This window comes from Ihubacter sp. rT4E-8, from assembly GCF_049852125.1.
Taxonomy (GTDB): Bacteria; Bacillota; Clostridia; order Peptostreptococcales; family Anaerovoracaceae; genus Senimuribacter.
Genome location: NZ_CP187532.1, coordinates 2,704,589 through 2,717,425 on the forward strand (window position 1 = coordinate 2,704,589; position 12,837 = coordinate 2,717,425).

Sequence of the window (12,837 nt, forward strand, 5' to 3'; positions counted from 1 at the left end):
ATTACCCTCTAAAATTATTATATGAAAAAACCTTTTTTATAACTTGAACAAAATCCGCATTGCTTCTGGTATGCGCCAGATTATCAATGATAGTTTCCGCGACGTCCTGTGTAGATGCGTTAGCCAACGCGCGGCGCATCATCCAGATAGCTTCCAGTTCCTCCTGCGTCATGAGCAAATCCTCCTTACGAGTTCCCGACTTATTCAAATCAATAGCCGGGAAGATTCGCTTCTCAGAAAGCTTTCTGTCTAAATGCAATTCCATATTACCTGTACCCTTAAACTCCTCAAATATAACATCGTCCATGCGACTTCCTGTTTCCACCAGAGCCGTAGCGAGTATGGTAATGCTACCGCCTTCTTCAATATTTCTGGCAGCGCCAAAAAACTTTTTCGGTTTATGCAGCGCGCCGGGATCTAACCCGCCGGATAGCGTTCTGCCTGACGCGGGTACAACCAGGTTATAAGCTCTGGCGAGACGGGTAATGCTATCAAGTAAAATAACCACGTCTTTCCCGTGTTCCGCTAACCGCTGCGCCCTGGCAAGAACCATTTCCGCCACCTTTACATGATGAGACGGCATTTCGTCAAAAGTAGAATAAATGACTTCGCCACCGATCAGAGAGCGCTTCATATCTGTCACTTCCTCCGGCCGTTCATCTACAAGCAAAACGATCATTTCCACTTCCGGATGCTGTTTTTCTATGCTGTTGGCAATGCTTTTCAGCAGCGTTGTCTTTCCCGCTTTCGGCGGCGCTACAATCAGACCCCTTTGTCCCTTTCCAATCGGCGCGATCAAATCGATAAGCCTCATAGACAAGTTCCTCGGACTATCCTCCAGCGAAATTCTTTCCGTCGGAAAGATCGGTGTCAAATCCTCAAAATCCGTTCTCCGTATAGCCGCGCCCGGCTCATCCCCGTTGACAGTATTCACATACAGCAACGCGCCGAACTTCTCCCCCTCATTGGGCAAACGAGAAATCCCGTTAATTTTGTCTCCCGTCTTCAAATTAAAACGGCGAATCTGCGTCGGCGAAACATAGATATCCTTATCGCTGGTCAAAAAATTATTGAACCGCAGAAAACCGAATCCACTGTCAGAGAGGTCCAGAATTCCTTCAACCTCCGGCCGCTCTCTCTCCTGCCTTTCCTTTACCTGACCGCGGTTCTCACGGCCATCACCATAAGTCCTTCCGTGACACCTTTTATCACGTCCGGTCCTCTCCTCTGCTTCATCCGTTTCTTCCGGAATCAAAGGGGTTTCAGTCCGGCTTTCATCCTCCGTCTGCAGTTCCTGCGTTTCCAGGCTATGAGAAGTATCATCCATACCTGTATCAAGATTTGGATCTGCATGGAATTGTACGGCAGGTTCTGCAGTTTCAGCGGCTTTTACCGCTTTTGGCGGACGGCCTCTGCGTTTTACCGGCTTGTCTTCCGGTTCCTTAACAGGCATATCGGACGCCGCGTCCTCAACTGACATGGCGATCGCCTCCGCCGTTTCCTCCTCAGCTGTCTTGACCAAAGTTTCCGCCTTTGGCGGACGGCCTCTGCGCTTCGCCGGCTTAACAACCCGCTCCTTAGAAGATTCTTCCGCTTTGCTTTCCTCCGCTGGCGCAGCGTCCCGCTTTGTCTTTTCCACAGACTCTTTAGCCAGAGCCTCTGCTTTCGGCGGACGGCCTCTGCGCTTCACAGGCTTAACCTCCGTTAGCTCCTTCATATCTGCCGATAATACTTCTTCATTCATATCTTCTTTTTTCTTTCTTGGCATGTGATAACCAGACCAGACAGTCTGTTCCTTTCTATAATTAAGCGATAATAAATTAAACTTGGGATAATGAATTGTCTAAAACGTTTAGAATATGGCCTCTACAAAATACCTGAAGCCTTTTAATATCCAAAGACAAAAATTCTATTTTTATTATAATACAATGTTAAAATATTGAAAAGGGTATTTTTTTGTAAATAAATCAGGAATCTTATCGAAACTCAGACTTTCTTTATGTATTCTTTGTATTCTCTCGGCGGCACGCCAAAATAATCCCGAAAGGCTTTGTAAAAACTGCTGCTATTTTTATATCCCAGCTTCGCGACAATTTCCTCAACAGATAAATTACTGTCCAAAAGAAGAATCTTCGCGCTTCGCATCCGGCTTTCCTTAAGAAGTTCTGAAAAGGTGCGTCCCGTTTCTTTTCGAATTAAGGCAGAAATGTAATTTGGATGATAAGAAAAATGCTTAGCTACATCCTTCAACCTCACCGAACCAAAATTTTCGTTAATATATTCGATGATTTTATATGTGATGGGACTCTGCGGTCCTTTTCGCATGCTCTGCCTGTATTCTCTTGAAATCAGCATCAAAAGTGTAAGCATCATCGGTTTCAAAACACTCTGGGTATCAGCTCGCCGATCAGCATATTCAAGTACCATCATCTCTAAAACAGTACGAACTGCATTTTTATCCTGAATGTGCAGATGAATATATCCGTCCAGACAAGGATCCTTTTCGGGATCAAGGAAAAAATGAAACAGGGAAAAATCATTAGAAATCGCTGAAATGAATTCCTTTACAAATACATCTTTACGAATCAGAACACTGATAACTGTCGAATCCTTCCCATCCTCTGTTCTGCGGGCATATCCGTTAAATGGCTGTCCAATATAGCAAGCGTTTTCATTCATCGTGATGACATGATCCGCTCTGTCGCTAACCGCATAATAGGTTCCTCTGTATGAAAAATCAAAAAAGAAATAATCCGAGCGGTGAAATGTCTCGCAGAGAAGCTGATCCTTATACACGCACACTATGATCTTGTCCGTACAGTCAACAGGCCACTTCTGTTTGTCATAAGCCGCCCCGTCTTTCTCGATCTGCAAAAGCGGAAACTTTAGACGATCAGTTTCCGCACTTAATTTTTCCAGCGCTGTTTTCATGTCATGCATATCCATGTCTCCTTTAATCCTTACTATGGCAGAAAAAAATATTTACGTCAAGAATAATTCCGCCGCTTTTTTCTCAAATATTAGATTTTTCAACAAATTGTATTATCATTTGAAATTGACGGATGATAAAAAGAGAATAAAATAGGATTATCCGAAGCAAAAGAGCTCTTTACGTCGGTACTGATTTTAATCCATTCTATTTATACCATGAAAGGAGTTTTCAATGGAAACTAATTTATTTGTTGCCATCGGCATCGTCTGCGGCACTTTTGTCGTAGGGGAAATCCTCGCCCATTTTACAAAGTATAAGCTGCCGGCTCTGGTTACCGCAATGTTCATTTTCATCATCTTAGGCGGACAATTCGGTATTATTCCTGCAGATACCCTTGCCGCTACTGGCTTCTGTGACATTACGTACACCTGGGGTCTGCCATTCCTGATTGCCGGCTTCGGAACATCCATTACTCTGAAAGGCTTGAAAAGCGAAGGCCGCGCTTGCGCGGTCGCTCTCTGTACAGTCGTCATTATCGTAGGCTTAGGATTTATTCTCGGTCTTACAGCGCTTGAACTTAAATCAATGGTTTTCGGCACAGTCGAAGTGGCAGGCGGCGGTCAGGCTGCTATGATTTTTATCGACTTTGCTAAGAATATTGGAGATTCTAAATTAATCGCATTAGTCCTCTGTGTTATGAATATGCAGTTTATACTCGGTTATCCTCTATGCCATTTCGGCCTCAGAAAGAGCATGAAGACAAGAATTGAGCACAATCAGATCCCTTTGCCTGCAGCACAGACAGTAACTTCTACCGCTGAAAGAAAGAATCTGATTCCGATTCCTTCTTTTTTAAAGGACAACTTATTCTACACATTTTTCATTCTTGCTCTGATCTGCAAAATTTCAAGCGTACTGGGAGAAATGACAAATCTAAGTCCTTACATCTTTTATATCATTTTCGGGTTTATTGCTGCGGAAATCGGACTTTTGGAGCATAATTGTCTGGTAAAAACAGGGTGCATGAACGTCCTGATGACAATCCTTTATCTATCTCTCATGGCAGACTTTGTTACCATGAAAATCGGTGACGTAGGCGCTGTCGCAATTGATTTCTTCATCGTTATGGCAGTTGGCCTGGTAGGCTGTATTTTGACAGGCATCGTTATGGGCAAAATTCTGAAAACCGACATTTACGAGGCCTTTGCTCTTTCCATTGCCTGTATGGTCGGATACCCCGTAACGGTACAGATTACTGAAGAAGCTCTCACTGCAATTCGTGCAGAAAACAAAGATATTGCAGATGAAACCGCCGCCTGTCTCAAGGCCTATTATGAGCCGAAGGTAGTAATCTCCGGTATCGTGTCTATCTCGCTGGTGACAGGACTGCTTGCCGGTGTCATTACCAGCTGCTTCTAAGTATATAAGGAGAAACACATGATGAATCGAATCGAAAAAATAGCCAAAGTATTGCCGGAAATCGGCGCAGACGCTATTTTAATCACTTCCGATAATAATCGTCTGTACGCGGCGGCCGGATTTTCGGCATCCAGAGGGCAGGTTTTGGTTACCGGAGACGGAGAGGCATATTATCTAACAGATTCCCGATATCTTCAGGCCGCAGAAAAAACAATTGTCGAAAAGGGATTTCACCTTGTCGATAATACTCTAGGCGAAATAGACGGAATCAATGCGCTGATCAGAAAACACGGCATTAAAATCCTTTCGGTTGAAAACATGCAGATGACGATGGACGTCTATGCAAGATATCAGACCCTTCTTCATGCCGAACTGGTCGGTGCAGATACGGCAGTTGATGCGCTTCGCGCATCTCTGACTGCCGAAGAAAGAGAGCAGCTGCAATATGCACAAAGCCTTGCAGAAAAAGCTCTAGCTAATACTCTGGATGTCTTTAAGATCGGCATGACAGAAAGAGAATTAGCGGCAGAACTGGTTTACCGCATGTATCTGTACGGCGCAGATGAACTCTCTTTTAAACCGGAAATCATCTCCGGCGCTAATGCTTCTATGCCCCATGGAAATCCATCTGACAAACCGATACAGGAAGGCGATGCGCTAATTATGGACTTTGGTCTGGTCAAAGACGGCTTTTGGTCTGATATGTCCAGAACCTTTGCCGTAGGCTATGCATCAGAAGAATTAGAAAAGGTATATTACACCGTTTTGGCAGCACAACAAAAAGCAATCGACTGCTATAAGATCGGTATAACCGGCAAAGAGCTGGATGCGGTTGCCAGAAATTTCATTGAAGCCTCAGGGATAGACGGCTGCTATGAACATGCCCTCAGCCATGGAATCGGCATGCTGGGCACAGCGCCGCTTACCATTGCCAGCAGAACATCGGACACGGTTTTCCGGGCAGGCAACACAATTTCCATAGAGCCAGGAATTTATCAGCCAGGCAGGCTGGGATGCCGCATCGAAGATCTCATCTGGCTTGGAAAAAATAACGAAAAAGTAAATTTAACACATTTTCCGAAAAATCAACTGAACATATTAAAATAACAGGGATACCTTCTCTGTTAAATCTAAACAGGGACTGCGCGTTTTTTTCAGCACAGTCCCTGTTGTACTTATGTATGATATTCAGATTTATTTGGTATAGTCGTAGAAACCAACGCCAGTCTTTCTTCCCAGCTTGCCTGCTCTTACCATCTTTCTCAGAAGTACGTGCGCTCTGTATTTAGGATCACCGTATTCGTTATACAGTACGTCCATAATAGCCAGGCATACGTCAAGACCAATTAAGTCTCCTAATTCAAGAGGTCCCATCGGGTGGTTAGCGCCAAGCTTCATAGCAGTATCAATACCCTTTGCATCTGCAACACCGTCTGCCAGAATGCCGATACCTTCGTTGATCATCGGAATCAGAATTCTGTTTACAACGAATCCCGGAGCTTCTGCAACTTCTACCGGAGTCTTACCCAGCTTTTCAGCCAGTTCAACGATAGTAGCCTTTGTTTCATCAGAAGTAGTCAGACCCTGGATGATCTCTACCAGTTTCATAGCCGGAACCGGATTGAAGAAATGCATACCAATTACCTTATCAGGTCTGCCTGTTGCTGCAGCAATCTCAGTGATAGACAGGGAAGATGTATTGGTAGCGATAATAGCTTCCGGTTTAACCAGCTGATCCAACTCAGCAAACAGAGCCTTCTTTGCTTCCATATCTTCTGTAGCTGCTTCGATGATCAGGTCAGCGTCTTTTACGATGCTAATGTCAGTAGAACCGTGAACTCTACCCATAATTTCAGCCTTGTCAGCTTCTGTAATTTTCTCTTTCTTGATCAGTCTGTCCAGATTCTTTTCAACAGTAGCTAAACCTTTGTCAACAGAAGTCTGTCTTCTTGCTCTCAGAACTACTTCGTAGCCATTCTGTGCCAAAACCTGAATGATGCCAGCTCCCATTGTGCCGGTTCCTAAAACACCAACTTTTTTCATTGTAATAACCTCCTACTATTTTGTTCACACTTACAAAAAATTTTTGTTAAAAAATTAACTTTTTCCGTTACTCCCATTATACCACAGAAAAAAATAAAGTAAACCCTATTTCTTCAACAAAAAATCAGTAATGCCGTCAGAAAGCTGCAGGTACGCCGCAAGATGACCTAAAGTGTAAGAATCCAGCTGCGGCACAGTAATTTTTACGGCCCTTCCTTTCAAAGCTTCCTGTTCATAATATCGCTCAGCCCTCTCCTGTAACAATAAATTTAACGATCCGTCTTCATTGCAGCCCTCAAAATAAGGCATCATCACATCATCTTCTTCCTTCTCCGTCACAAGCAGAGCCACCAATACGTCCTCTGTATCCAGAAAATTATCCCCCGGCATCCATATTGTTCTGCTGTTCTCGCGCCACTTTACCAAAGGCAGTAATTGTCTCTGCCAGACCATGAAGCCGTCCTCTCCGCCATGAGCCTTCCTCCACACTGCTCTCGCCGCACTGTAATCAGCCGCATCCAAATCCCAGGCCGGATCGGCCAGCATATCATAAAACCCGTTTAAATATTCCTCCAATTCGACGCCCTTTACACCTAAAGGCAGCAAAGCCCCCACCGTACCGGCCGCAAACAACGGAGATATCCCCTCTGGCCAGTTGATCAAAGGATAGTCATTATCTGCCGCGTCTTTTGCCAAAAGGTTGCTGTCCTTTCCAGCTATCCCAAAAAACCGTTCCGCCGCTGCTTCCTGTCCATATTTGCTGATCAAAAGTTTTTTCAAGCACGCGAATGCTCCGCGCCAAGATAAGCTTTCTTCGCCTTCTGTCACCGCTAAAACAGAAAAATCTTCATTTTCCAGTTGATCCAACAGCCGAGCATAATCAAATGCCGACAGCGTATCGCCAAACACGATAACATCTGCACGGTCCGACTTGCCGGATATAGCTTTCGTAAGGCCTCTGATCAATCGACCCACAGAGCCGTCAGCGACGACTACCACGATGCTGCTACGGTATGCCAGCTTATCGGCAATTTCCTGTAGAGCCGGCAAATTTTTTCGATCCGATTTCGTAATCGCCATGCGAATCCACTCCGATTCCCATAAGCTGTCCAACGCTTTACCGCACTGTTCCCTGTACTCATGCAACGGTAAAGCCTCTATGTTTTGTTTGTCAATGTTCAAATTCATATGAATCCCCTCCTGCTGATAATCTTACCTCTATCTGACGAAAATAGCAACTTTTTGTCGGAACTTCATAACAAATTGTTGTCCCTTTCCCCCATGTCATATATTATATATCACTATCAAATTACTCGTTACCACTTTTACGAATCATTTACAAAAAACAAGGAGAGAACTATGAAGAAAAGAATTGTATGCGTACTCCTGGCGCTGACGATGGTTTTCAGCGTCGGTGCAGTCACTGTTTTTGCCGCTATTGCACCTCCGGATGTTGCGCCGCAGAATACTGCTGTAGTTGGATTTATTACCAGGAGATATAGTGATACAAAAGCGGCCGCCAGTGCAGATATTGACTTTACAAAAACTGCCCCTAACTACACGATAATTATCATTCTCCAAAGAAAGAAGGACGGCGAATGGATTACTGCTGTAGACGTAGACGGTAATACCCATCGATATTACGGTAAAAATTCCAGCAGTGTCTTAACATATGATGAGTGGACCGTTAAAAAGGGCGATCTCTACCGAATCAAATGCATCAGTACCGACCGCTATGACGGCATTCAATATACTCGTACCTGTTATTCCGATCCTTTTTAAACAGAACAATTAAATTTATCCGGTGGCCTTTTATAGACCACCGGATTTTCATCATCCATAAAAAACTGTCACATCGTATTTCACAATTAACCAATCTTTGAATCAATAAAATAATCCGCATATTTCACCGCTTTATCGTATGTCGATGTTCTTTTAAACGAGGTGACCGGATCCGTTTGCGTTACCTTAACCCTTTGCTTATAATACTTCACCCGATATTCTCTGCTATTGTATTTACTACTTTCAGGCGGTCCTTTAAAAACATATGTAGTCTTATACGTACATGTTACTGCTCCAGCAAGCTTTGCCGTTACCGAGGCCACATCATACAATGACACGGTTCCTTCAAATCCGCCGCTTATCGTGTAAGTCCATGTGCTCTCCAACGTCTTAGTTGAACCTTTGGCCACGCTGATTACAAATTTATTATGGGTCTCTCTTACTACATCATATATATATGTTGTATTGTAGTAGTTATCAAAATCAACTGCCGGCATCGGCGCGTATCTTCGCTCACAATATCCAATATTGTTAATATTAATTCGATCTCCGGCATTCAAATCGCTGCTTTCAATTAGCTCGGCTACCATATCCCCGTCTACTTCAGCAAGAATTATCGGATTAACATGGACAACTACTTTTTTTCCGTCTTCGTCCACCGTTGTAAAATCAACAGGTAATGTTTGCATCTCACTTAATGCTTGAAACCCTACTATATTGTCCTTTTCAACAGCGAGGTCTGCTTCCGTCTCTGCAAGCGCCACTCCCGGAAACAAGCTTACCGCCAACATCACACACAGCATGGTCATAGCTAGCTTATAACTGTTCTTTCTTGTCATTATTCTCCCCCCGTTTCTCCAAAATTTTCTTAATTCATTGCTTACAATAAATTCAATGCAGTTTCATGCATCGCGCCATTGAGAAAACTCCACCTGCTCGCCCGTATAAAAGCACCCCTTCCTGCATTTAGTTACATTATTTTTGTAACTTCGTATTATTAATACACTCTTTTAACTTAATTATATATTATCACATGTTTTCATATGCGTCAATAAAATAACAGAAAATAATTACTTTTTAAAATTTTCAATATTTTTATACTGATTATTTTTGAGAGATGTCACAGACATCCCTCATTCCTTCTGTAATCTCAATATAATCTTCTCTGTTCTCCACACCTCTAATAATAATTTTAATTTCCTCAATTTCACAATAAGCTATTCGATCTTTCATGTTAAGTAATAACGTAGTCCACTCCAGTTCAATTGTTTCACCATAATCAAATATAAATGTCTGATCCATATCAACGGATTGCATAATCTCGATTTCTTCCTCACCATTTGCAAAAACCCACTGAAATTTTTCTGTCAGCTGATTGCTCATGATAATCAGTTTTCGGAACACATACCCATCCGGAACATACTCTGGTATCACCATTTTCGGATGTTCCTTTCCTACCTCCGTTATCTGATCCCAATCCTCTATGATAACTTCCACGTTTCCCATATTCTCATCTATGCTCCCGTCGTTATTTTTTACAATAGCCCCGTCATCCGTTTTATGTATCTGCGTGTCGCCTTTCTTCGCCACAGAAACTTGACTATCAGAGAATAATACTGTTCGCAGCGACATGACGCTGACGAAAACCAGAACAATACAGCATGCAGCCAAAACAAAACCTCTGCGGCGGTTTTTCCTTTTCATACGGTCGTTTTCTACCCAGGCCGCCAGAGTTTGAGGATCCAGACTTTCCTTATTATACTGGTTGCGTAACGCCTGTTGTATCCGCGCTTTCAACATCTCGTCATAGATGCTCTCGTCCCGCTCGTTATCTTTCATCCCTTGCAATCTCGCTTTCTATCATCTTTTTCAACCGCTTCAACGCTCTCGATTCAATAGTTTTAACCGTGTTATAATTCATATCCAGCATTTCCGCAATTTCCTTCAGCTTAAATCCCGCTCCAAAGCGCAGCTTAATAATCTCAGAACCAGGAGGCTTTAACCGCTCTATCATTTGACAAAGCATTTCATCGCTCACAGCATTCTCAGCCGCCGACCAAGCCTGATAGTCACTGGCTTCATTCATGCCGTCCTCCGGGTAATTTTCTAAATTTACCTCCCACCGCTCTCGTCTCTTTCGGGCTCGATAGGTGCGGTTCACTTTATTCTTTGTGATAATAAACAGCCAACCTGCCATATCCTTTACGTTTTTCAGCTGATCCAAATGCTGATATGCCTCTACCATAACCTCCTGCACTATATCGTCAAGTTCCTCCTTGGACGCGCCGCAAATTGCAGCAAAATCCCTGACCATCCCTATTTTTTCACAAAGCGCTTTTTCCCTGAATAATCTTTCATCACCTATAACCCTCACCCTATCCTCTGCCTCCTGCCATTGGCAGTGTCAGTCTCGTTAAACTATACCGTCTTGTCATTTCCTCGCCCCTCTATTATAATCTATTTTTCTTACAGTTTAACCCTTTTCTACTTGTAAAAAAGGGAGGTTCACCCTATTAAAGTCAAAAAACGGCAGCGCCCTGAAAAAATCCTTTATCTTTTCAATCACTCACAGTATAATGATCATGTGCGTGTGCGTGCGATATTACAAAAAAGGAGGAATTGCAATGAATTTAGATGTACAAATGAAAATCGCAGGTAATATCCGCAGCCTTAGAAATGCCTTCGGATATACGCAAACAGAAGTATCAGATGAACTTCATATCTGTCGTAGCACGTATGCTCTTTTCGAAACAGGAAAGAAAGTGCCCGGCGCTGACACAATTTTAGATTTAGCGGAATTTTATCATGTCAAAGTCAGTACCGTACTGCAGAGCAGTAATGATCATTTTCTGGAAGACGCTCTTTGCATTGACAAAGAAAACAAGAATCTCATCGCGTTATTAGATGTCTATAACCAGCTATCCCCACATTCTCAGGGCCGTCTTCTGGAACGAGCTGTAACTATGCTAGAAGAAGAATCCCTTCCAGAGTGTTTATACGGATAAACTGGCTTTTCGTATAGCAAAAAAGGTTATATCTTTCACTACCTAAAGCGGAAGGCATAACCTTTTCGCGGACTACTGTTTCAATCTTCTGCAGATATTGTCGAGCTTTGCTTCTACCACCGGCACATCGCCCTGGGAGCACAAAAGCACCAGCTTATCTCCACCTAACAGCACAGTAGAGCCCCCTGGTACAATTTCCTTTTGCTCGCGCTGTACCGATACGACCAAACAGCCCGACGGCAACAACATCTTTTCAATCTTTTCACCATCCATACGGCTTCCGATATATACATCACTCTCCAACAAAACCTTATGGCTGCGAGTTTCATCATCAGCGCCATAATCCGTCCCCTTTGCAAGCATCCTGTGCAATAATTGATCATAGATAGGCTGTCCGCCCAAGAGATCAGCTGTCAAATATGCCGTCAATGCCACCACTGCCAACGGAAGAAAATTTTTGAAGTCTCCGCTCATCTCCGTGATTAAAATAACTCCAGTAATAGGCGAGCGAACAATTGCAGAAAAATATCCAGCCATACCCAGTATGACAAAATTGGTCAAATACAGTTCCTCATATCCCGCGGCGCTGCCAGCAGAAAGGGCAAACAAACCTCCAATAATAGCGCCCAAAACTAAAAGCGGCAAAAAGATACCTCCAGGAACGCCTGAACCAAAGCTAATGATAGAAAAGAAAAACTTTACTATCAGTAAAAGCAGCAGAGCTTTTACAACAAAAGCGCCGTCTGCAATCTCACCTACCAGATGATGCCCGCTGCCTAAAACCTGCGGATAAAAGGCCGCAAGTAAAATCACCAATAAAAAAGGCAGCAGCACCCGCAAAAATCGGTAAGGAATTTTACCGTATAAATCTTGTATTTTTCCTGTTGTCCAATTATAAACCACACCTAAAACGCCTAAAGCAAGGCCTAAGGCCAACACCATCCAGTATCGGTCCAGAGGCAATTTTCCATCCACATACAGTGCGAAAACCGGACTAAGTCCAAAGATATAGGAGGAAACGAAGTCCGAAGCTACCGACGCCGCCATGGTCAAAACTAAAACATCAGTAGAAAAATTCTTATGTAATTCTTCAAGCGCGAATACTACGCCTGCCAAGGGCGCGCAGAAAGCGCCGGAAAGTCCTGCTCCGGCTCCACAGGTCATCAGTAGCTTTTCTTCCGTCTTCAGATTTCCAGAAAGTCGCGAAAATCCTTTTCCCACCATAGCTCCCAACTGAATACTCGGTCCTTCCCGTCCCAAAGACAGCCCACCGCCAATGGCGCAGACACCACCTGCAAATTTGGCTGCGATAATTTGCCACCAATTCTGTTCCATCTGCCCCAACAGTTCTCCCTTTACCTGCGGGATTCCCGAACCTCCACAAAGCGGCATCCAGCGTAAAGCGAGCCAGGCCACAACATAAGCCGCGAAAAGCATGCAGAGTGACGAAATTATCGTAAGACTGCCATCAGAGACAGCAAGAAGAACAGCGCTCCTTAGCGCCTCAGCCTGTTCCAGCGCCATGCGAAAAAGAGACACAAGCAGTCCTGTCAGAATGCCCACGCCAATACCCTCAGCCACGAGCCGATATTGATTTTTTAAATTTTTAAATCGTTCCAGAGATATGCGGGTTTTGTTCTTCATCTTTCTATCTGC

12 protein-coding genes are annotated in these 12,837 nt (G+C 43.7%); 4 read left to right on the forward strand and 8 right to left on the reverse strand.

What is annotated here, in order from left to right; translation table 11 throughout:
* Window position 1 precedes the first annotated feature (1 nt).
* Together rho and ACPW7J_RS13335 are read right to left on the reverse strand one after the other, a co-directional pair.
* Window positions 2-1,744, reverse strand: a complete 1,743-nt coding sequence (rho, locus tag ACPW7J_RS13330) for a transcription termination factor Rho (protein WP_425755416.1) — start codon at window positions 1,742-1,744, stop codon at window positions 2-4.
* Window positions 1,745-1,986: 242 nt separating this feature from the next.
* Window positions 1,987-2,940, reverse strand: coding sequence for a helix-turn-helix domain-containing protein (locus ACPW7J_RS13335; protein ID WP_161874748.1), 954 nt, complete (start codon window positions 2,938-2,940; stop codon window positions 1,987-1,989).
* Window positions 2,941-3,163: 223 nt separating this feature from the next.
* On the opposite strand from ACPW7J_RS13335, the gene ACPW7J_RS13340 reads away from it, so the two are divergent.
* Window positions 3,164-4,351, forward strand: a complete 1,188-nt coding sequence (locus ACPW7J_RS13340; RefSeq protein ID WP_161874747.1) for a hypothetical protein — start codon at window positions 3,164-3,166, stop codon at window positions 4,349-4,351.
* Window positions 4,352-4,369: 18 nt separating this feature from the next.
* On the forward strand, window positions 4,370-5,458 hold the full coding sequence (locus ACPW7J_RS13345; RefSeq protein ID WP_161874746.1) for a M24 family metallopeptidase: 1,089 nt from the start codon (window positions 4,370-4,372) through the stop codon (window positions 5,456-5,458).
* A gap of 87 nt (window positions 5,459-5,545) precedes the next feature.
* On the opposite strand, the gene ACPW7J_RS13350 is transcribed toward ACPW7J_RS13345, so the two are convergent.
* Window positions 5,546-6,394, reverse strand: coding sequence for a 3-hydroxybutyryl-CoA dehydrogenase (locus tag ACPW7J_RS13350; protein WP_161874745.1), 849 nt, complete (start codon window positions 6,392-6,394; stop codon window positions 5,546-5,548).
* 105 nt (window positions 6,395-6,499) lie between these two features.
* Window positions 6,500-7,582, reverse strand: coding sequence for a hypothetical protein (locus ACPW7J_RS13355; protein ID WP_425755417.1), 1,083 nt, complete (start codon window positions 7,580-7,582; stop codon window positions 6,500-6,502).
* Between the two features lie 171 nt (window positions 7,583-7,753).
* On the opposite strand from ACPW7J_RS13355, the gene ACPW7J_RS13360 reads away from it, so the two are divergent.
* Entirely contained in the window at window positions 7,754-8,176 is a 423-nt protein-coding gene (locus ACPW7J_RS13360) for a hypothetical protein (RefSeq protein WP_161874743.1), read from the forward strand.
* Window positions 8,177-8,262: 86 nt separating this feature from the next.
* On the opposite strand, the gene ACPW7J_RS13365 is transcribed toward ACPW7J_RS13360, so the two are convergent.
* The 3 genes from ACPW7J_RS13365 to ACPW7J_RS13375 form a co-directional block, all read right to left on the reverse strand.
* A complete protein-coding gene (locus tag ACPW7J_RS13365) occupies window positions 8,263-9,015 on the reverse strand; it encodes a hypothetical protein (RefSeq protein WP_425755418.1) in 753 nt (250 codons plus the stop codon).
* Between the two features lie 265 nt (window positions 9,016-9,280).
* Window positions 9,281-10,015: a hypothetical protein gene (locus tag ACPW7J_RS13370; protein WP_161874741.1), complete on the reverse strand. Its 735-nt coding sequence runs from the start codon at window positions 10,013-10,015 to the stop codon at window positions 9,281-9,283.
* Window positions 10,005-10,550: a sigma-70 family RNA polymerase sigma factor gene (locus ACPW7J_RS13375; protein WP_161874740.1), complete on the reverse strand. Its 546-nt coding sequence runs from the start codon at window positions 10,548-10,550 to the stop codon at window positions 10,005-10,007. Before ACPW7J_RS13375 ends, ACPW7J_RS13370 begins: the two co-directional genes overlap by 11 nt.
* 250 nt (window positions 10,551-10,800) lie before the next feature.
* Here ACPW7J_RS13375 and ACPW7J_RS13380 point away from each other — a divergent pair, with 250 nt between their 5' ends.
* Window positions 10,801-11,181, forward strand: coding sequence for a helix-turn-helix domain-containing protein (locus tag ACPW7J_RS13380; RefSeq protein ID WP_161874739.1), 381 nt, complete (start codon window positions 10,801-10,803; stop codon window positions 11,179-11,181).
* Between the two features lie 72 nt (window positions 11,182-11,253).
* Here the strand turns inward: ACPW7J_RS13380 and ACPW7J_RS13385 are convergent, their stop codons facing one another.
* Window positions 11,254-12,825 carry a ClC family H(+)/Cl(-) exchange transporter gene (locus ACPW7J_RS13385; protein ID WP_425755419.1) on the reverse strand — a complete coding sequence of 524 codons (1,572 nt, stop codon included), beginning with the start codon at window positions 12,823-12,825 and terminating at the stop codon, window positions 11,254-11,256.
* Between the last annotated feature and the right edge of the window lie 12 nt (window positions 12,826-12,837).